This is a genomic window from Paenibacillus sp. plas6 (assembly GCF_057221655.1).
The window spans coordinates 1,540,921-1,562,247 of record NZ_CM170151.1 but is presented as its reverse complement, the minus strand read 5'-3'; the positions used below and the strand labels follow the sequence as shown (position 1 = coordinate 1,562,247).

Annotated in this window: 16 protein-coding genes; 14 read left to right on the top strand and 2 right to left on the bottom strand. The window is 39.4% G+C overall.

The genetic code is table 11. The features are described from left to right. Window positions 1-46: 46 nt before the first annotated feature. Complete coding sequence (locus AC2TDL_RS06865) at window positions 47-520, bottom strand: glutathione peroxidase (RefSeq protein WP_484699580.1); 474 nt, start codon at window positions 518-520, stop codon at window positions 47-49. After that, window positions 507-1,217: a DNA-binding response regulator gene (locus AC2TDL_RS06860; RefSeq protein ID WP_484699578.1), complete on the bottom strand. Its 711-nt coding sequence runs from the start codon at window positions 1,215-1,217 to the stop codon at window positions 507-509. Before AC2TDL_RS06860 ends, AC2TDL_RS06865 begins: the two co-directional genes overlap by 14 nt. Window positions 1,218-1,445: 228 nt before the next feature. Between AC2TDL_RS06860 and AC2TDL_RS06855 the strand changes: the two genes are divergently transcribed. The 14 genes from AC2TDL_RS06855 to AC2TDL_RS06790 all read left to right on the top strand — a co-directional run bounded on the left by AC2TDL_RS06855 (window position 1,446) and on the right by AC2TDL_RS06790 (window position 21,234). Further along, window positions 1,446-1,787, top strand: a complete 342-nt coding sequence (locus AC2TDL_RS06855) for a DUF1516 family protein (RefSeq protein WP_484699576.1) — start codon at window positions 1,446-1,448, stop codon at window positions 1,785-1,787. Between the two features lie 186 nt (window positions 1,788-1,973). Further along, on the top strand, window positions 1,974-4,436 hold the full coding sequence (locus tag AC2TDL_RS06850; RefSeq protein ID WP_484699574.1) for a sensor domain-containing protein: 2,463 nt from the start codon (window positions 1,974-1,976) through the stop codon (window positions 4,434-4,436). Between the two features lie 153 nt (window positions 4,437-4,589). Further along, window positions 4,590-5,810: a peptidase T gene (gene pepT / locus AC2TDL_RS06845; RefSeq protein ID WP_484699572.1), complete on the top strand. Its 1,221-nt coding sequence runs from the start codon at window positions 4,590-4,592 to the stop codon at window positions 5,808-5,810. Window positions 5,811-5,857: 47 nt separating this feature from the next. Next, window positions 5,858-6,943 carry a Gfo/Idh/MocA family protein gene (locus AC2TDL_RS06840; RefSeq protein ID WP_484699569.1) on the top strand — a complete coding sequence of 362 codons (1,086 nt, stop codon included), beginning with the start codon at window positions 5,858-5,860 and terminating at the stop codon, window positions 6,941-6,943. Window positions 6,944-7,211: 268 nt separating this feature from the next. Continuing rightward, window positions 7,212-8,798, top strand: a complete 1,587-nt coding sequence (locus AC2TDL_RS06835; protein ID WP_484699566.1) for a response regulator — start codon at window positions 7,212-7,214, stop codon at window positions 8,796-8,798. A gap of 115 nt (window positions 8,799-8,913) precedes the next feature. Continuing rightward, window positions 8,914-10,578, top strand: a complete 1,665-nt coding sequence (locus AC2TDL_RS06830) for a sensor histidine kinase (RefSeq protein WP_484699563.1) — start codon at window positions 8,914-8,916, stop codon at window positions 10,576-10,578. Between the two features lie 63 nt (window positions 10,579-10,641). Continuing rightward, a complete protein-coding gene (locus tag AC2TDL_RS06825; protein WP_484699561.1) occupies window positions 10,642-12,399 on the top strand; it encodes an extracellular solute-binding protein in 1,758 nt (585 codons plus the stop codon). A gap of 92 nt (window positions 12,400-12,491) precedes the next feature. After that, on the top strand, window positions 12,492-13,457 hold the full coding sequence (locus AC2TDL_RS06820; RefSeq protein ID WP_484699559.1) for an ABC transporter permease: 966 nt from the start codon (window positions 12,492-12,494) through the stop codon (window positions 13,455-13,457). A 15-nt stretch (window positions 13,458-13,472) separates the two neighbouring features. Then, the gene (locus AC2TDL_RS06815; RefSeq protein WP_484699557.1) at window positions 13,473-14,375 is read left to right on the top strand and encodes a carbohydrate ABC transporter permease; all 903 of its coding nucleotides are present in this window, start codon (window positions 13,473-13,475) and stop codon (window positions 14,373-14,375) included. Window positions 14,376-14,451: 76 nt separating this feature from the next. Continuing rightward, entirely contained in the window at window positions 14,452-15,582 is a 1,131-nt protein-coding gene (locus AC2TDL_RS06810; protein ID WP_484699556.1) for a family 8 glycosyl hydrolase, read from the top strand. 310 nt (window positions 15,583-15,892) lie between these two features. After that, window positions 15,893-16,450, top strand: coding sequence for a glycerol-3-phosphate responsive antiterminator (locus AC2TDL_RS06805; protein WP_484699554.1), 558 nt, complete (start codon window positions 15,893-15,895; stop codon window positions 16,448-16,450). Between the two features lie 28 nt (window positions 16,451-16,478). Then, complete coding sequence (gene glpK / locus AC2TDL_RS06800; RefSeq protein WP_484699551.1) at window positions 16,479-17,969, top strand: glycerol kinase GlpK; 1,491 nt, start codon at window positions 16,479-16,481, stop codon at window positions 17,967-17,969. A gap of 145 nt (window positions 17,970-18,114) precedes the next feature. After that, a complete protein-coding gene (locus AC2TDL_RS06795; protein ID WP_484699548.1) occupies window positions 18,115-19,800 on the top strand; it encodes a glycerol-3-phosphate dehydrogenase/oxidase in 1,686 nt (561 codons plus the stop codon). 306 nt (window positions 19,801-20,106) lie between these two features. Then, window positions 20,107-21,234, top strand: coding sequence for a sugar ABC transporter substrate-binding protein (locus AC2TDL_RS06790; protein ID WP_484699545.1), 1,128 nt, complete (start codon window positions 20,107-20,109; stop codon window positions 21,232-21,234). Window positions 21,235-21,327: the final 93 nt, after the last annotated feature.

Here is a 21,327-nt window from a genome sequence, read left to right as displayed (position 1 = left end):
TATGCTTAAATCGATTACAAAAGCTGTACTATTGATAATGAAACCATTAAAGCAGCTTCACAATATCTTGCTCTATTTTTTCAGGGCTCGTTGTCGGGGCAAATCGTTTAACAACGTTTCCTTGTCGGTCAATTAAAAATTTCGTAAAGTTCCATTCAATTTTACGAGAAATTAGGCCGCGTTTTTGTTCTTTAAGATAGGTGAACAATGGATCGGCATGCTCCCCATTTACATCAACTTTTGCAAAGATCGGAAAGGTTACCCCGTAATTAAGCTGACAAAATTGTGTTGTTTCATCAATATTATCAAATTCTTGATTATTGAATTGGCTGCAAGGGAAGCCAAGAATGACAAAGCCTTGCTCAGCATATTTGTCATAAAGCTCCTGCAATCCTTTGAATTGTGGTGTAAAGCCGCATTTACTTGCTGTGTTGACGATCAATAACACTTTTCCTTCATATTTTTTTAGAGAATGCAGTTCACCTTTGCTATCTTTCACTTCAAAATTATAAATGCTCATAATCCACGACCTCCTTATTCACCTTTGATAAATGGGCTGGCGACATTTCACTTATGACGATAGGACGCAAACATCGATCACGGTGCATCCGTTCAATGGCTTGATGTTTATTACGTACTCCTAATTTATCGTACAGCTTGCGTAAATACTTTTCAACTGAGCTTACACTAGTATGAAATTTTTTTGCGATAAGCGCATTTGTATAACGATTGTCTATCATTTCAAGCAGACTTTGCTCGATTGGCGTCATTTCAATTTCCCAATAAGATTTTTGCTGCTCAGGACGGTGTAATTTAATATGTGCAAACAACGATAGAGGAATAATGGTTTTTCCTTCTAGTACGCTGTACAGCATTTGTTTTAGCTCTGCAGGAGAGGCATCTTTGTAGAGCATTCCGCTAACACCATGGGCGATTAATTGGTTAAAGTAAGGCAAATAATCGTAGCATGTATATATGACAATATGAACATCGGGAAACAAGCTTTTTATGTTTGAGGAAATGGCAAAGCTTTGCTCAATAACAGTGCTCAGTTCAAGTAAAATAACGTCAGGCTGATTCTCTTTAATTAACTCAACACTATCTTCATAGCTAGTTGCTACGCCACAGAGATTAATATGGTCAAGGCGTTCTAAAAAAGAGACAGCTTGCTGAGCAGTGCGCAAATTGTGTTCAATCAGCAGCAGTTTAATGAGCATAGGCTGAAGATCTCCTTAATGTCACTCATTGTAATGTGAATTTTTGTAATGATATAAGTTAGTATACCATTTATCGGAAATATAGGTCTAATGATAACAGTTTAGCGCTTGCTCAAACAAAAAATGTAATAGAATGGAGGATGGTTTGCTTATTTACATTTAACTGATATAATTTTAATTAATGTAGCAAAAATCTATACATATTGATTACATTAGAGGAGGTTAGTAATGTATACAGGGCTTTATCATACACACGCATCTTCATGGTTTATTCTAGTGATTTTGTTTGTAGTTTGCTATTTCTTGCCGAAAAATAAAATATTGCCAATGATTTTGCGCTTGTTTTACTTAGTAATGATTATTACTGGGGGAATGATGCTTTTCGGCGAAGGAGGCTATCCTTCCTCATACCATTTAAAAGCGTTAATTGCGATTATTATGATTGGTATGATGGAAATGGCGCTTGGACGTCGTAAAAAAGGCGCAAATGCTTTGCCGTTTTTACTAATCATCATCGTATTGTTAGCGTTTATCATACTATTTGGCTACAGAGTAATTTCATTCGGTTAAACTAAAAAAGCAGCTTTACAGAAGAAAATTGGCTTCTGAAAGCTGCTTTTGTGTTTTTTCGAGCAGATTATTGTTATTTTTTTGTACACGTTATATAAGTTGAGTTATCAATGCTGCAATTGATGTATAATGCTCATAAATAAATATTTTTAATTCGTCGTCTGCATGGATAGGGGTTGTTTACAAGTGGAGTTGTCTGGTTCGACAGTACTTATTGAAGATAAAGTATGGAATGAAATTTTCATGCTTGCAGAGCTTGATGAACAATATCAGCTGCTCACAATGAATGCATTGTTAAAAAGCTTATTAAGTAATGGTGTAGAAGCCGAACGGCTCATAGGGATGCCGTTAGAGCTATTTATCCATCCGTTTTCTTTAAAAGAAAAACGATTAATGAGCTGGAGTATTGTAAAGGAAACGATAAAGCAAAACGGTGAATGGAAAGGCTTTATGCATTATATTACTGAAGCAAATAAACATATTACATTGTTTGCCACAATAAAGAGTAAACCTACTGAGGGATATTATTTTATTGCACAGGATCGCTCGGAGCAGGCGAAAGAATTTACCAATGAAATTGACAAATTGCGCGAGCTAACCTCAATGCGTGACGCTGTTGATGTAGCCAGTATAATCGCCATTACTGATGCAGACGGCATGATTACCTATGTTAATAATAAATTATGTAAAGTATCAAAATATGAGCGTTCTGATCTATTGGGACATCCATATAGCATATTTCATTCTGGGGATCTATCTCCGCAAGTTTATGAGCAATTATGGAATACGATTAAGCAAGGAAATGTATGGCAGGGCGAATTAGAAAATCGAGCGAAGGACGGAAGCCTTTATTGGCTGAAAACAACGATAGTTCCGTTTTTAAATGAGGAAAATGAGCCATATCAATATGTCTTTATTCATTCAGATATTACAGATCGGATAATTGCTGAATCTGAGCTTGCAGAAGCAATGAGCAATGATTTTCGTCGTACAATTAAAAGCCTGCACAATTGTATTTTTAAAGTACGACGCAATGAGCAGGGAGAAATTGTTTTTATCCTTAGTGAAGGAAAGTTAGCTGAGCAGTTAGGTATGACAACAGAGCACGTTGAAGGAAAAACGCTGCGTGAGTTAGTGGGTGAACGCTATGCTGAGCTGGAGCCTTATTTTGAGGAAGCTTTTCAAGGAATTGGCGGTCAAGTTGAAACCCAATTTACTGAGCGATACTTTTTAATTTCCTTATCTCCTGTAATTGAAGGGGAGGAAGTAAAGGAGGTCGTTGCTTCGCTCATTGAGATTACAAAGCGGAAAAAAGCAGAAGAGCTTATTCGCTATATGGCGCATTACGATTCCTTAACAACGTTACCTAATCGTATGTCGTTCGATATTAAGCTAAAAGAAGCAATTGAGCAGGGAACGAAGGAACAATCAAAAATAGCACTATTATTTTTAGATCTTGATCGATTTAAAACTGTGAATGATACGATGGGACATGCCCAAGGCGATGAATTGCTTATTCAAGTTGCCCAGCGTATAAAAAATTGTCTCTCTTATACGAGCTTTGCCGCCAGACAAGGCGGAGATGAGTTTTTATTATTATTAGAAAATGCCGATCGCAAGCAAGCTGCGGCATTGGCGTCCACCATTGTTAAGCAATTGTCGAAACCATTTATTCTTGGTGAAGTAGAGGTCTATATATTACCGAGCATTGGTATTAGTATGTTTCCAGATAATGCGTTAGATATTGAACATTTATTAAAATGTGCCGATGCAGCGATGTACCATGCTAAGGAAGAGCAAAAGAATCATTATTGCTTTTATAACGAAGAGCTGCACCATAAAATATCAAGACGTCTTGAGCTGGAACGAGACTTGCGTAAAGCAGTAGGCTCCGGTGAGTTTGAGCTATGGTATCAGCCTAAAGTGCATATTAGAGCTGGTCACTTAATTGGTTTTGAAGCATTGCTGCGCTGGAATCATCCTACCCTTGGTTTAATTACACCAGGCATGTTTATTCATATCGCCGAGGAAAGTAATTTGATTACTCCAATTGGTGAATGGGTGTTGCGTGAGTCATGTCGCCAAATGAAGGAATGGTTAGATTTAGGCAGAAATAATATATCTGTAGCAGTGAATATCTCATTCCAGCAATTCGCTGATCAAGAGTTTCCTGATTTAGTGTATCGTATACTGCAGGAGACGGAATTACCTCCGCAATATTTGGAACTCGAAATTACCGAGAGCATAGCGCAAAATGTACGACATGCGATTGATGTGTTAAAGAAAATTAAAGAGTTAGGAGTGCGTATAAGCATTGATGATTTTGGCACTGGGTATAGTTCGCTTAGTTCGCTAAGCAAATTCCCGATTGATGCGCTGAAAATCGATCAAAGCTTTGTACGCAACTTAAATGCGAATAATCAAGCAATTATTCGTTCAATTATTGATATCGCTAATCATATGAGCATTACGGTAATTGCAGAGGGAGTAGAAACGCTGGAGCAGGTTGAATTTCTTAAGCAGCACAACTGTCAGGAAGCACAGGGCTATTATTACAGTAAGCCAATGCCTAGACAAGAAGCTTCACAATTTTTAATGAGAGGCCTGTTTTCTGGAAATTCCGATCATGCAGACGACCGTATTCGTTAATCAAGCATAGTACAAAGAGTTGTTTGCAGACTCCATTTTTTAGTATTGAACTGGAGTTTATAGGGAAGTTTAATTCTCGATCAAGTTGTATCATAAATTAGTTATGACAGAAAGTATCAATTACCACGATAAATCGTTAAGGAGCAAGAAAAGATGAGAGATCAACTATTACAACGTTTTATTTCCTATGTGCAAATCGGCACGCAATCCGATCCATCATCCCCAAGTTGCCCGTCAACAGAAGGGCAATGGGTGCTGGCACGTCAACTGCTTGCAGAGCTTAAGGAGCTTGGCTTAGAGGATGCTACGCTTGATGAGAATTGTTATGTTTACGCAACATTGCCAGCAAATTGTGAGGAGCAGCAGCCCGTAATCGGCTTTTTAGCGCATATGGACACAGCAACTGAGTTAACTGGCACAAACGTTAATCCGCAAATTGTTGAAAATTATGATGGGGGAGATATTGTCCTCAACGAGTCTCAACAAATTGTGTTGTCACCAAAGCAGTTTCCTGAGCTTAGCAACTATGTAGGACAAACGTTAATTACAACAGACGGCACAACGCTGCTAGGTGCTGATGATAAAGCAGGAATTGCAGAAATTATGACTGCTTTAGCTTATTTGCAGAAGCATCCTGAAATTAAGCATGGCACGATAAAAGTTGCCTTTACGCCTGATGAAGAAATCGGTCGTGGTGCTGACCGTTTTGATGTAGAACGCTTCGGTGCTGATTTTGCTTATACGATGGATGGAGGTCCGCTAGGTGAGCTGCAATATGAAAATTTTAATGCCGCTAGTGCGAAAATCACTTGCTACGGTCGCAGCGTTCATCCCGGTACAGCGAAAGGAAAAATGATTAATGCAACACGAATAGCACTAGAGTTTCAAGCGGCTTTGCCTGAGCATGAAACGCCAGAGCATACAGAGGGCTATGAAGGTTTTTATCATTTAAATCGAATAGAAGGCGGTGTTGAGGTTACCACCCTTCATTATTTGATTCGCGAATTTGATAAGCAGAAATTCGAGGAGCGTAAGCAGTTTATTGAAAAAGTCGTAAGCGATCTCGTGCAAAAATACGGTGAGCAGGCGATTAAAGCTGAGATTACGGATAGTTACTACAATATGCGTGAAATTATTGAGCTTAAAATGGAAATCGTTGAGCGGGCTCATGCGGCGATGACTAAGCTTGGCATTAAGCCAATTGTTCAGCCAATTCGTGGGGGAACAGATGGCTCAAGATTGTCTTATATGGGCTTACCAACACCGAATATTTTTGCAGGTGGCGAAAATTTTCATGGCAAATATGAGTATATTTCATTAGATACAATGGAAAAAGCTGTACAGGTTATTGTCGAAATTGCAACTTGCCAGTAAAGTAAGAAGTGTAACTAATTTATCATGTACAGATTGGGGAAATTAATGTGCATAAGGTAAAAGTTGGAATTATAGGTTGCGGCAATATTAGCGATATTTATTTGCAAAATTGCACGCGGTATGAACAATTAGAAGTAGTTGCACTTGCAGATTTAAATCATGAGCTTGCGCAAAGTAAAGCTTCAACCTACGGTATTCGTAAAGTGTTAACAACCGAGCAATTGCTTGCTGATCCAGAGATTGAGGTGGTACTGAATTTAACGATTCCGCAAGCTCATGCTCAAATTAGTCTTGCTGCATTGGAAGCTGGCAAACATGTTTATTCAGAAAAGCCGCTGGCAGTAACTGTAGAGGATGGTCAACGGATTATCGAAACAGCGAAAAGGCTCGGTTTGCGTGTAGCTGTAGCGCCAGATACTGTCTTAGGCGGGGGGATTCAAACTTGTCGTAAATTAATTGATGATGGAGTCATTGGTCAGCCTATTGGTGCTACAGGCTTTATGTTATCAGGCGGTCCAGAAAGCTGGCATCCGAATCCGGCATTTTTATATGCAACAGGAGCAGGTCCGCTATTCGATATGGGACCATATTATTTATCGGCATTTATTACGTTACTTGGCTCTATCAAGCGAGTTACAGGATCAGCGGTAATCTCCTATCCTCAGCGTAAAATTACAAGTCAGCCGCGTTATGGTGAAATGATTCAGGTAGAAACGCCAACTCATATTAATAGCGTGCTAGATTTCGCCTCGGGTGCAACCGCTTCCTTAATTACAAGCTTTGATGTAAAGGGCGGCAGCAGTTTGCCTAATATTGAAATTTACGGCAGCGAAGGTACGCTAATTGTGCCCGATCCAAATACACACGGCGGACCAGTTAAGCTTAAAAAAGCAGGCAGCGATCAATTTGAGGAAGTTTCAATTACGCATAGCTATACAGGAAATGAGCGCGGACTTGGACTACTGGATTTAGCACTTGCAATTCGAGAAAATCGTCCACACCGTGCCAGCGGAGAATTGGCATTACAGGTGCTTGAAGTTATGCATGGGATTCATATCGCTTCGCATGAGGGACGTCATGTTCAAGTACAACACCAATGTGAGCGACCATCTGCAATGCCTGAAAAATTATAACTTGAGAAACGATAAGTGGAAGAATATCATTGATTAATTCACAAAAAATGGAATAATGCGTCTGGAGAACTGTATGTCTTGATGCATGCTGCTTCATTCTTTTACTTGTAAATGAGCAACAAGATTATTAAAAGTATAATTATCAGACGCATTGTTTCCATCGCGATTGAAGCTGCTCAGCTCATTAGATGCAATCTAAATAGTCCCCCTCTTATTTACAAATTGGTTCGGTCAAAGATTTATATTCTTGAGAACTAGAGGTGATAAGATGTTAAGTGTATTGCTAGTTGATGATGAGATCTTTTTCAGACAAGGATTGCGTGCAATTATTGATTGGGAGTCATGCGGTTTTCAAGTTATTGGGGAACAAGATAATGGAGAGGACGCTTATCACTTTATTTTGCAGGAGCAGCCAGATGTTGTAATAACCGATATTCGAATGCCAGTAGTTGATGGGCTTGAATTAATTCATAAGGTCATTCAAGAGCAACAATTAAATACGAAATTTATTATCGTAAGCGGTTACGACGAATTTAAATATGCACAACAGGCAGTAAGATACGGAGTATGTGATTTTTTGTTAAAGCCGATTGATGAAGGAATGCTCCAAGAAACACTGCAGCAGCTTGCCGATACGATTAAGAGGGAAAAGCAAAAGAGTAAGCAAACGACAACACATAAAAATCAACAACTGCTCGATAAATTAGAACAAGGAGATTGCTCAGAGCAAGAACTGCAAGAAATATATACTAGCATGGGACTAAACTGTAACGAGGGACATTACTTTGTCCTAATCGAGCATAATAAAGACGCTAGTGAAACTAAGCATGAATATTTACCTCACGATCAGTTCCAACATATGATTGGGGTCATTCAAAGTTTGATGCCAAGCATAACGATTGAGCTGATCTTTCCGCAAAAATGGCGATTGGGCTTCATTGTTCCACAGCGATTTTTACCCAAAAATTCCTCGATTCATTTATTGATGAAACAGTTATATAATCGCTTATCTGGACAGCAGCCATTGCATATTTATTACAGTCATCAATGTACAGGCGTACATTTTTTAAAAGAATCCTATCATGCTGCTTTACAAGCAATACAATTCAAGTATATCGACAATCGTGAAATTTTTGATTATGCAGAGCTTCAGCAATATGAGCTTCGTCATATTATGTTGCCTTTTGAATCATATAAGGGGCTCTTGCAAGAAATTGAGCAAAACAACGATGTTGGAATTGAGCGGGAAATTGATGAGTTGCTTGCTCAATTTGGCGAGCATTTTTGTTCAATTGAGGCTGTGAAAGCTACAATTCATAAACTCGTTGCAGACTGCTTGCATATTGTGCAAACGATGCAGATAGACAAGGAGCGTTTAAACTATCTTAATGAGTTAATTGGTTGGGAGGCGATATATATTAATCGCGCTGCATTACGTCAACTGCTGCTTGCTTTTGCAATCGATTGCAGTCGCTGTATTGCAGAAGAGCGCAGGGATATGGCCAAAGGAGGAATTCAGCGGATTAAGAAATATATTGATCTTCATTATGCTGAACCGATTAGTTTAAAATCAATTTCTGCGCAGTTTTATATTAATCCTGTTTATTTAGGTCAGCTATTCAAAAAAAAATATGGCTATTACTTTAATGAGTATTTGCTTCAACTGCGTATTCAGGAAGCGAAAAAGCTACTTCGGCAGACGGATATGAAAATCTATGAAATTGCCGAAAAGGTTGGCTTTAGTCATGCTGAATATTTTGTTTCGCAATTTGAAAAGCTGGAGAAGCTTACCCCAACTGAATATCGCCAAACATTTAAAAGTAATGTAACAGGTGAATTGCATGAAGCTCATTAGGTACATTAAGCAAAATTTGCATTTAGATGATATACGACTGCGCAATAAGTTTTTGTTGATGTATTTTTTATGCGTACTTATTCCAATCATTTTGACGAACGTAATTTTTTATAATTTGATTAATATCAATGTGCAAGAAAAGCGAAGGGAAGATATTAAAGTTTCGCTATCGCAAGTAAGACTTGAATTAATTCGCCTAATCGAATCAGCTGTCAGTGTATCGTTTGTACTATATACGGATTACAATCTTAATTCGCTGCTAGATGCTGACTACAGCAATCATGCTGATTATGTAGCTGCCTATGACAATTATGTGAGGCGAGTGATTAACAATTACACACCAGTTTATACCTCGGTACAAAATATAAAAATCTATGTAGATAACCCATGGATTATCCATTCTGGTGCAGTTGCTCATTTAACGAAAACAAGTAGAGAAAGCAACTGGTACGAAGCGCTTAGTAAGCGTTATTCTAACGAACCTGTGTTTATTCGTACAACGAAGGAAGATCGTTTGACCAAAGTCGATGGAGAGGAAATACAGGATACGTTTAACATTGTTCGTGTAATGGATTATTTTGACTCATTAAATAGATGGGAAAAAGTATTGAAGATCGAGATAAAAACAGAGTCGATAGATGCTGTGCTGCATAACTTGAACATTATTGGGAGTATCTATTTTGTCGATGCAGATGGCATTGTACAATATACGACTAATAAAGAAATTGATTGGAGCCGTAATCAATTTCCAATAAGCAGTATTGCAGTTGATGATGACACCTATGTTTTTGAAAGTGAACATTTTAATATGTTTCCACTGCAGGACTGGTATTTAGTTGCTCATGTGCCAAAGGCTGAAATTGTACATGCAGCAAAGGATGCTAGACAGTTTGTGCTTTGGATTGCATTAGCTAACATTTTGCTGGCTACGAGCATTATTGTCATTATCTCCCGCTCGATTACAAAGCGGCTTGCTTCGCTGTTAAACCATATGAAGCGAGTGAAAAATGGCAGCTTCGATATTATTCGAAAGCGTGAATCACTTGATGAAATCGGTCAAGTGACAACAGAATTCAATCGGATGACACTGCAAATTAGTTCACTTATTAATGATGTCTATGTGGCAGATCTTAAGGAAAAAAATATGGAGCTTGAACATCGTTATGCCCAGCTTAATGCTCTGCAAAGCCAGATTAACCCTCATTTTTTGTTTAATGCGCTAGAGACGATCAGAATGCGCAGCATTATGAAGAATGAAACAGAAACGGCAAAAATCATTCATAATATGGCTAAGCTGTTCCGCAGCTCACTGACTTGGAAGCGAGATAAAGTGAAGCTGAAGGAAGAAGTTGAATTTATTCTTTGCTTTTTAGAAATTCAGAAGTATCGCTTTGCCGATCGCTTAGATTACGAAATCGAGGTTGATCCGGAGGCAGAAAATTGTCTAGTTCCTAAATTGATCTATTTACCCTTTGTAGAGAATGCATGCATTCATGGTATAGAGAAAATAAAGCAAGGCGGCAAAGTGACAATTCAACTAAATGTCGAACAAGATAAGCTGCATTTTCGCATTAGCGACAATGGAGCTGGGATGAGTGAAGAGCAGGTACAACGGATTTACTCCTATGTGAAGGAAACAAAAGATTTGGGAGAACGAATCGGCGTGCAAAATGTTATTTACCGCTTGAAGCTTTTCTATGAGGAGCAATTCCAATTTACAATAGAGAGTGAAATCGGAAAAGGAACCTTCGTTCACCTAGTCGTACCAGCACAAAAGTGATCTAAAGTTTTTATAGTAGATTCTAAACTTCTCTCAATGTAGACATTTTCATTCCTTGTTAAAATGAAAGTGCTTACAGAAAATCGTAAAGGGGATGAAGTTGTTATGAAGAAGTTTAAAACCGCCAAGCTTGCAACGATGTTAATGCTTGCCTTGACGCTTGTTGTAACAGGCTGTTCAAGCAACGGCGAAAATAATGCTACTGGCGGCAATAGCGGAAATAAAGCTAGTGAAAACAGTGGAGGAAGCGAGGAAAAAGTATTAGACAAAGTAACCTTCACCTATTTTAACGGTGCGGGCGCTGCCAAGGATATTAATTCAAATGAAACAGTGCTCGGTAAAATTTTTGAAGATCAAACAGGCGTTAACTTCAAAATTGAAAATCTTGTCGGGGATTTGAATACTAAAATCGGAACAATGATTGCTTCAAGAAAATATCCTGACGTATTAGTTCCAGATGCAGCAATTGACGAAGTGCTTGCTGCAGGCGGCTTTATTGACTTGACAGACTTAATCGAGGAACATGGGCCAAATATTAAAAAGGCATATGGTAATGACTTAGAACGAATCAAAAATACTTACGGTGGACTTTATTTCTTACCAATGTCTACTCAAGTAGGCGAATATCAACCGAATCCAGAAATTAACCAAGGTGCATTTTGGATTCAACGTCGTGTACTGAAAGAAGCTGGCTATCCAAAAATTAAAACAATCGATGAATATTTCCAGCTAATTCGTGATTTTGTTAAAAATCACCCTGAAGAAGATTTAACAGGTTTTATTACATTAACACATGACTGGAGATTCTTTGCAACATCCAACGCACCAATGCATCTAGCTGGTTATCCAAACGATGGTGAAGTCATCGTTGATATGGAAACTTATGAGGCAAAAGTATATGCGGGAAGCGAAGAAACAAAACGTTATCTAAAAATGCTTAATGAGCTTAATGCAGAAGGTTTGTTTGATAAGGCATCATTTATTGATAACTACGATCAATATTTAGCAAAACTTACAAGTGGTAAAGTGCTTGGTATGTTCGATTACGGCTGGCAAATTCAAAATGCTACTCTAGTATTGAAGGATGCAGCGAGAGTTGATCCAGCTCAAGATGATTATAAGTACTTCCCATTGCCAATTACATTTGACGGACAAAAAGATCAATATTTAGATCCGCCAAGCTTTGTTAAAAACCGTGGTATCGGTATTACAATCAGTGCTAAAGATCCAGCGCGCATTGTTCAATATTTCGATAACTTGCTAAAAGAAGAAAACCAAATTTTAAGAGCTTGGGGTATTGAAGGCGAAACATATGAAGTTGACGAAAATGGACGTTATTATCGTACTCCAGAGCAAATTGCTAAAATCACTGAAGCGTTCCGTGAAGAATTCGGTTTCAAGTATTATGACTGGAGCTGGCCTATCTATAGCCAAGAATCAACTTTCAGTAATGGTAATGCAGTATCTCCGTTGTTCCAACCAGAAGTATTCCAGTTGGATCTAACAGAAGAGGATAAATTTATCCTAGATAAATATGGCGTAAAAACATATGCTGAACTGTTTGCTGATCCTGAAGAACGTCCTTGGTACCCAGCATGGGGATTCCCTAAGGCGCAAGGCTCTCCTGAGCAAATCTATGAAACAAAGAAAACTGAAATTGCGAAGAAATATTTCCCTAAACTTGTGCTAGAGGATCCAAGCAAATTTGAAGATAACTGGGCTGAATATACTGCTGAGCTTAGCAAGCTGGACACTGCTGGATATGAAGCGTTTATGACAGCAGAAGTGAAAAAAGCGATTGAGGAAGTAAAAGGGAAATAATTGAAAGTTTGAGCGGGACCAAACAATGAAAAACCTTATCATTGTAAGGTCCCTTCTTTCAACCATAGATGCGCTGGAGAGGAGAATTAGTAATGGAACAAGTGGCATTGGCTAAAGGGGAGCAACCTACAAAAAAATCATCAAGTCGAATTGGTCGTTTCTTTAAACTATGTGCAAAGCAGCATGCTTTGCTGGTAATGACAATACCATTTTTAATCTGGTTATTTATTTTTAAGTATTTACCAATATGGGGCTGGACGATTGCGTTCCAGGATTATAAGCCCGGTCAGTCATTTGCTGAGCAGACTTGGGTAGGCTTTAAACATTTTGGGTTCTTGTTTGAGGACGAGCGGTTTTTAAAAGTATTACGCAATACGCTTGCAATGAGCGGAATTAATTTGGTGCTTGGATTTGTAACAGCGATTATATTAGCTTTACTGCTCAATGAATTGCGTGTAGTTGTATTTAAACGAGTTGTTCAAACAGTTAGTTATTTGCCTCACTTTATTTCATGGGTAGTTGCCGCAGGTATTGTTCAGCAGACTTTATCTCCTGAAGGAATTATTAATGAGCTGCTGCTGCGGGCTGGCATTATTAAAGAAAGTATTTTGTTTTTAGGAATTGGTGAATATTTTTGGGGTATTTTTGGTGCTGCAAGTGTATGGAAGGATGTTGGTTGGAATACGATCGTATATCTAGCTGCAATAACAATGATCGATCCAGCTCAATATGAAGCAGCAGAAATTGATGGGGCAGGACGTCTGCAACGGATGTGGCATATTACATTGCCAGGAATTAAATCCGTTATTGTAGTACTGCTAATTATGAATATTGGTTACCTGCTTGAATCAGGCTTTGAGCCGCAATATTTGCTAGGTAACGGAATGAACGTTGATTATTCAGAGAACTTGGATATTTTCGTGTTAAAATACGGGATTGCACAAGGTAACTTCTCTTTATCTATAGCTGCTGGGATGTTTAAAACGGTGGTTAGCTTTATCCTATTATTTGCCGCCAATAATATATCAAAACGTCTTGGCGAAGCACGACTTTACTAGAGAGTAGGTGACAGCATGCGCAGAAATTTTACACTCGGCGATAGAATATTTGATTACACTAACTATATTTTATTAACGTTATTGATGGTTATTACACTTTATCCGTTTTTGAATACTTTAGCGGTATCCTTTAACGAAGCAAAGGATTCAATCAAAGGCGGGATATATTTATGGCCAAGAGTATGGACGCTTGCTAACTATAAATATATTCTTTCAGAAGACAATATATACAATGCAACGTTAATTTCTGTTTTACGAACTGTCATCGGTACGGTTGTAACCGTATTTTGTTCGGCGATGGTGGCATATGCAATTAGCAGACAGGAATTTGTGTTACGTAAGTTTGTAACCGTTGCCTTTATTTTAACGATGTACATTAACGGCGGATTAATTCCAAATTTCTTGCTAATTCGTGATTTGAATTTGCTAGATTCCTTCTGGGTTTATATTTTGCCGGGATTAATCGGTGTGTTTAACCTTATCGTTATTCGCTCCTTTATTGAAGGGTTGCCAGAAAGCATACTTGAATCGGCTCGTATTGACGGGGCGAGCGAATACCGCACCTTTTTCAGCATTGTATTGCCGTTATGCGTTCCTGTGTTAGCTACGGTTGCATTATTTAGCGGTGTCTATCAGTGGAACTCATGGTTTGACGTATTTTTATATAACTCTTCGACACTTGAGCTAAGCACATTGCAATATGAGCTGCAAAAAATATTGCAAAACTCTAATGCCTCAATGACACAAAAAACAGCAGGAGATGCATTTATTAGTGCGGCAAATGGTCAAAGCCAAGTTACGCCAACTGCTGTACGGGCATCAATGACGATCATTGCCTCTGTGCCTATTATTATGGTTTATCCATTCCTGCAAAAGTACTTTGTTAAAGGGATGATGGTTGGCGGCGTTAAAGGTTAATGTGCTTAAAGATGAAGGAAAGTTTCGGGTTAAGAAGGTTAGAGTAGCGATATTAAAAATGAATGGATGATGATTGATGAGTGCTAGGCTGCAGGGAGCTTTTTATACAGGGCAATATCGAAATTTGTTTGCAGAGTTTGGTTATAATGAAGCACAAATCGCAGCCAAGCTTCAGCATACATGGGATGCTCTGTTTGGTGAGAATGAAGAAACAAAAATCTATTATGAAATGGGAGAGGACAAGGGGTACTTACTCGATACAGGGAATCTCGATGTTCGTACTGAAGGAATGTCTTACGGCATGATGATGGCGGTGCAATTTGATCGTCAAGATATTTTCGATAAGCTGTGGAATTGGACCTATACCTATATGTATATGACAGAAGGTATTCATAAAGGGTATTTCGCATGGTCTTGTCAACCGAATGGAACGCCTAACGCACATGGTCCTGCACCAGATGGTGAGGAATATTTTGCAATGGCACTATTGTTTGCAAGCCATCGCTGGGGAGATCGTGAGGCGCCTTATAACTATGGAGAGCAGGCGAGAGAGCTATTAAGAACCTGTATTCATCAAAAGCCGCCAGGTTTTCCAATGTGGAATCCTGATAATAAACTAATTAAATTTATCCCTGAAGTAGAATTTTCTGATCCGTCATACCATCTGCCGCATTTTTATGAATTATTTGCATTATGGGCGGATGAGGAAGATCGCATATTTTGGAAGGAAGCTGCGACAGCAAGCAGGGATTATATTCAAATTAGTTGTCATCCAGTAACTGGGCTAGCTCCAGAGTACGCTTTTTATGATGGTTCTCCAAATCATACGCGTGGTTTCGGACATTTTTTTAGTGATTCATATCGCGTAGCGGCGAATATTGGCTTAGACTATGCTTGGTTTGGCGTTGATGAGCGGCAACGGAATCTTGCTGACCGGATCATTTCGTTTTTTAGCGATAAACATCCTGAAGACTATCGACGATATACGATAGAAGGGGAGCCGTTTGAGGAAAAAGCATTGCATCCTGTAGGCTTACTAGCTACAAATGCGCAGGCAGCGTTGGCAGCAAGCGATCAAGCTGGCGCTAGAGCTGCAGTTGAGCTGCTATGGAATACACCTGTTCGAACAGGGGAACGTCGCTATTATGATAATTGCTTATATATGTTCGCAATGCTAGCACTTAGTGGAAACTATCGAATATATTAAGTGGAATTCGCATAGAAATGCTCTTTCTTTAGTATAAATGTGATGAAACATTGTACGAAAGGAAGGGCTTTTTATTTTGTTGTAAATATGAATAAAAAGCTTATCACAAAGTGAAGCATCACTACTTGACGTTGAAAGCCCTTAACGTACATAATTTAATAAAGTCCGACAGCGGTTCACACTTTTTTCAATAATAGATGTGACAAGTAAGCTGTTGAGATGTATTGTGTTCGTAGAACAATCCCACAATCTTGTGCAAGCATTACCTCAAACCAAATTAACTGTTAAAGCAAGAAAAGGAGCATGAATAATGAGCGAGCGCCAACCATTCCAAGCGATATTACCTGCAGTAAGTAAGATCAAAGATGTTGAAGCGGTCATTGCCTCACCACTTCCATATATGGTTTTACTTGGCGGGCATATCGGACAACTTAAAAATGTTGTTGATTTGGCGAAAGCGCACGGCAAGCATGTTTTACTGCATGCTGATCTTATTGATGGTCTGAAAAATGATGAACATGCCGCTGATTTTTTATGTCAGTCGATCGGTCCTGCAGGAATTATTTCAACGCGAGCAAGTGTTGTCATGCGTGTAAAACAGCGCGGCCTAATTGCAATCCAACGAATGTTTCTAATTGATACGGAAGCAATGGAGCGCAGCTATCGCATGATTGAAAAGTCAGCTCCCGACTACATTGAAGTTTTGCCGGGGATTATCCCTGAGGCAATTGCTGAAGTAAAGGAGCAAACAGGCATTCCAGTCATTGCAGGAGGCTTAATCAAGTCAGAGCAGCATATTGATGCTGCACTGCGTGCTGGTGCAACTGCGATTACAACGTCTCGCAAGGAGCTTTGGAGTTACCGATAGGTTATGTATCGTATAAGGAGGAGTTCACTTGACACAGTTCATGATGTCTATTGATCAAGGAACGACAAGCACAAGAGCATTATTAGTAAATAAACAAGGTGAAATTGTTGCCATTCAGCAAGAGGAGCTTCCGCTTATTTATCCGCATCCAGGACATGTGGAAGTTGATGCTGAATTTATTTGGGAATCTACTTTGCGAGTTATACGCAATCTGCTGCATGATGCTGGGGTAAGCTCGCATAGCATTAAAGGAATTGGAATTACAAATCAACGTGAAACGACCGTGCTATGGAATAAGCAGACTGGTCTGCCAATCTATAATGGTTTAGTATGGCAATCACGTCAAACGACTGATATATGTGAAGATTTGAAGCAAAAGGGATTAGCCGATGAGTTTCGCCAAAGAACAGGTCTGCTTATCGACCCTTATTTTTCAGGCACTAAAGTAAAATGGGTATTAGATAATGTTGAAGGTGCACGAGAACTGGCACAGCAGGGGGATCTACTGTTCGGCACGATTGAGACATGGCTAATTTGGAAGCTAACCGGCGGAAAAGTTCATGTGACGGATGTGTCCAATGCGTCCCGTACGCTAATGTTTAATATTTATGAGCGACGCTGGGATGAGCAGTTGCTAGAGTGGCTCGATGTCCCTGCAATTGTGCTGCCAGAGGTAAGATCCTCCTCTGAGATATATGGTTATACGAATGAAGAAGTGTTAGGTCATGCAATCCCGATAGCCGGTGCAGCAGGTGATCAGCAGGCTGCGCTGTTTGGCCATCAAGCTTTTCATAAAGGTGATACAAAAAATACGTATGGCACAGGCTGCTTTATGTTAATGAATACAGGTGAAACACCAATTACTTCAAAGCATGGCTTACTGACAACGATTGCTTGGGAAGTAGATGGCAAGTTAGAGTATGCACTGGAAGGAAGTGTATTCGTAGCAGGTGCTGCGATTCAATGGCTGCGTGACGGACTGCAAGTGATTAATCATGCACAGCAATCCGAGGAATTGGCACGCTCAGTTGAGTCATCAGAAGGAGTATATGTCGTTCCAGCGTTCGTTGGCTTAGGTACGCCATATTGGAACAGTGATGTGCGCGGTGCGATGTTCGGTATTACAAGAGGCACATCGAAAGCTCATATTGTCCGAGCTGTATTGGAATCGCTTGCTTACCAATCGCGTGAATTGCTGCAAGTGATGGAAGAAGATTCTGGTTACCAGCTTAAAAAAATGGCGGTAGATGGCGGAGTCGTGCAAAATGATTTTCTTATGCAATTCCAAAGTGACATCATCGGCAAGCCAGTTGACCGTCCGCATGTGCGTGAATCAACTGCAATTGGAGCGGCTTACTTAGCAGGATTAGCAGTTGGCTTCTGGAGCAGCAAGGAGCAATTGACAACGCTTCATAAAATCGATCGCAGCTTTATCCCGCAAATGTCAGAAGAGGATCGGGAAAGTTTATTTAAGGGCTGGTTAAGAGCTGTAAAAGCAGCGATGGCATTTTGCGAATAACTATGGTATAATAACATTAAGTTAATAATGGTTGGAGACACGGAGAAACCGCGAATGCCGTTCTTTTGGGTTGAATTAACTCAAAGGAACGGCTTCGTGAGTTTCTCTTTTTTGTTATGTTTGCACATTTTGAGGAGATGAACTTATGGGTAAAGACACAAAAACACAATACTTTAGTGTACACCAGCGCGAGGCAACGCTGGAGCAAATGGCAAGCAACAAGCTTGATATTCTCGTTATTGGAGGCGGTATTACAGGTGCAGGGATTGCGCTTGATGCTGCAGCAAGAGGCTTGAAGCTTGGTTTAATAGAGATGCAAGATTTTGCAGGAGGTACTTCTAGCCGTTCGACAAAGCTCGTTCATGGCGGCTTGCGCTATTTAAAGCAATTGGAGGTAGGTGTTGTAGCAGAGGTTGGTAAGGAACGTGAAATCGTTTATGAAAATGGACCTCATGTCACTACTCCAGAGTGGATGTTACTGCCACTTTATAAGGGCGGTACATTTGGCAAGTTTACAACTTCAATTGGTTTACGCGTTTATGATTATCTTGCAGGCGTTAAAAAAAGTGAACGCAGAACGATGCTTTCTGCTGAGCAAACGTTAGCTAAAGAGCCGCTATTGCGCAAGGATGGTATGAAAGGCGGCGGCTATTATGTGGAATACCGCACAGATGATGCGCGCTTAACAATTGAGGTAATGAAGAAAGCTCATGAACTAGGTTCATTAGTTGTCAATTATGCTAAAGCAGAAAAGTTAATATATGATGATGCTGGCAAATTAATTGGCGTTGAGGTGCTAGATACAATCTCTCAGAAAAAATATCGTATATTTGCAGATAAAATTATTAACGCAGCAGGTCCTTGGGTAGATAATATTCGTGAGCTTGACGGCTCGAAAAAAGGTAAGACGCTTCGTTTGACGAAAGGGGTTCACCTTGTATTTGACCAGTCGAGATTCCCACTTAGACAGGCAATTTATTTTGATATTCCTGATGGTCGTATGGCATTTGCGATTCCGCGTGATGGAAAAACTTATTTTGGTACGACAGATACAAATTACGAGGGAGATACAGCAACTCCTTTGACAACACCAGAGGATCGTAAATATTTACTTGATGCGGCGAACAATATGTTCCCAAGTCTAAAGCTTACGGATAAAGATATTGAATCAAGCTGGGCAGGTTTGCGTCCGCTTATTCATGAGGAAGGAAAATCTCCGTCAGAAATTTCACGCCGCGATGAAATTTTCGTTTCTCCTTCTGGACTTATTTCGATCGCGGGTGGTAAGCTGACTGGTTATCGCAAGATGGCAGAGGATGTACTCAACAAAACGGTAGAAATTATGAGGCAGGAAGGTAAGCAAGTTCCTGCAGCAGGAACGTATACACGTAATATTCCAATTTCTGGCGGCGATTTTGGCGGTTCTAGCCGCATGCCTCAGTATATCCAAGGGAAAGTTTTAGAGGGAATCAATCTTGGCTTGACACTTGAAGAGGCTGAGGCACTCTGTAAGCGATATGGAACGAATATCGAAGTGATTTATTCATTTGCTAAACAGGCAATTGAGTGGGGAGCACGTTACGGTTTGTCGCCACTCCAAGCTATTATGCTTAAATATTCCTTAGAATATGAAATGACAACTAAGCCAGTCGATTACTTTATTCGACGTACCGGGGATATGTTCTTCCAAATTGATCAAGTTGAGCGCTGGAAAGAGCCAGTACTAAAAGCGATGGCTGACGAGCTGCAATGGACGAATGAGCAGCTAGCGCAACATAAAGCGGAGCTAGAGCAAAAAATCGAGGAAGCAAAAAAAGCTTTTCGTCAGTAGTATACGTTTAAAAAGTTGCTAGATTTAACAATAGTCTACGTTGCGAAAAACAAGCTTCAAAACATTAGCTGAATGTATGTTTTGAAGCTTGTTTTTATTTTAAAAGCAAGAATGTGTAAAGAGAACATTAACTGGGAAATACAACCAAAATGAATTTTCATACAAAAATATTAATCTTTATAAATGATATAACTTGCACTATAATGTTGAAGTCTAGTAAAAAAAAGTATTGACATGAATATATAAATCCGATAGGATTACTTTGTATTCAAAATTTATTACTGATCATTGAAGGGGAGAATTTTAGTGAGAACTAGTAAGGTATACTCATTGTTTGTACTACTACTTGCAGCAGTATTGGTTGTGACTGCTTGCGGCAATGGGAACAACAGCTCTAATAATAAAAATAATAGTGCTAATAGTGCTAATCAGGCTGCTGTTAATTTACCAGCTGCATTGGCTGACAAAGGCGATATTAAAATTAAAGTCATTCGTAAAATCGGTGGCGATGATCATACTGCTCAATTTTTAGCAGGTGCTAAACAAGAGGGTGAATCACTAGGCTTTGAAGTAGATACTTTCTCTGCTAATGGTGACACAGGTAAGTTCCATGATGCACTTGAGCAAGCTGCAAACTCTGATGTTGATGCAGTTATCATTTCCCATGGTGACGATGCAAAAACTGTTGAGCTAGCACAACAACTAAGAGATAAAGGTATTGAAGTTGTAGCATTTGACTCTGTTGATGAATTGCAAAACGTTGATGGTGTTACATTAACTTCTCAAAATGACGAATCTCTAGCACAATTTGCATTAGATCATCTTGTTGAAGAAACTGGCGGTGAAGCAAAAATTCTTTACCTATGGGTAGATGGCTTCCCAGCAATGGTACGTCGTAATGCAGTTTATAAGCAAGTGCTAGAGGCTAACCCAGGTATCGTTGAATTAGACCGTTACGGTGTAGCAAATGACAACACTTCTGTAGATACACAAGATGCTGTGGCAACATTGCTAACAAAATATCCAAAAGGTGAACTTGATGCGATTTTTGCAACTTGGGATGCATTTGCAATTGGTGCATATCGTGCGCTAGTAGAAGCTGACCGTACAGAAGTTAAAATCTACGGTATTGACGTATCAAATGCTGACCTAGAAGCTATTCAAGCTGAAAACAGCCCTTGGGTTTCTACTGCAGCAGTTGACCCTAAACTAATTGGTGCGGTAACTGTACGTCTTGCAGCGAAAAAACTAGCTGGTGAAGAAACACCTTCTACTTATAGCCTAGACGCTAACATTATTAAACAATCTGATCTTGCTTCTGCTGCTGAACCAGTTAAAATGGATACATTGAGCAACATTATTCCTGGCTGGGGAACTAGTGATGCCTTCCTAGAAGATTGGATGAAAGATCTTAAAGAAGTAAATAAAAAATAATATTCTTGAATCGTTAACCCCAATATCGTTAAGATAAAGAATAGTTTATAGCATAGAGCGCTTTTTGCATCGATAGATGTAAAGGGCGCTCTA

Bases quoted from the DNA above. Each gene is read 5' to 3' on its own strand.
- AC2TDL_RS06865 (WP_484699580.1), bottom strand. From the start codon at position 520: ATGAGCATTTATAATTTTGAAGTGAAAGATAGCAAAGGTGAACTGCAT.
- AC2TDL_RS06860 (WP_484699578.1), bottom strand. From the start codon at position 1,217: ATGCTCATTAAACTGCTGCTGATTGAACACAATTTGCGCACTGCTCAG.
- AC2TDL_RS06855 (WP_484699576.1), top strand. From the start codon at position 1,446: ATGTATACAGGGCTTTATCATACACACGCATCTTCATGGTTTATTCTA.
- pepT (WP_484699572.1), top strand. From the start codon at position 4,590: ATGAGAGATCAACTATTACAACGTTTTATTTCCTATGTGCAAATCGGC.
- AC2TDL_RS06835 (WP_484699566.1), top strand. From the start codon at position 7,212: ATGTTAAGTGTATTGCTAGTTGATGATGAGATCTTTTTCAGACAAGGA.
- AC2TDL_RS06825 (WP_484699561.1), top strand. From the start codon at position 10,642: ATGAAAGTGCTTACAGAAAATCGTAAAGGGGATGAAGTTGTTATGAAG.
- AC2TDL_RS06820 (WP_484699559.1), top strand. From the start codon at position 12,492: ATGGAACAAGTGGCATTGGCTAAAGGGGAGCAACCTACAAAAAAATCA.
- AC2TDL_RS06815 (WP_484699557.1), top strand. From the start codon at position 13,473: ATGCGCAGAAATTTTACACTCGGCGATAGAATATTTGATTACACTAAC.
- AC2TDL_RS06810 (WP_484699556.1), top strand. From the start codon at position 14,452: ATGAGTGCTAGGCTGCAGGGAGCTTTTTATACAGGGCAATATCGAAAT.
- AC2TDL_RS06805 (WP_484699554.1), top strand. From the start codon at position 15,893: ATGAGCGAGCGCCAACCATTCCAAGCGATATTACCTGCAGTAAGTAAG.
- AC2TDL_RS06795 (WP_484699548.1), top strand. From the start codon at position 18,115: ATGGGTAAAGACACAAAAACACAATACTTTAGTGTACACCAGCGCGAG.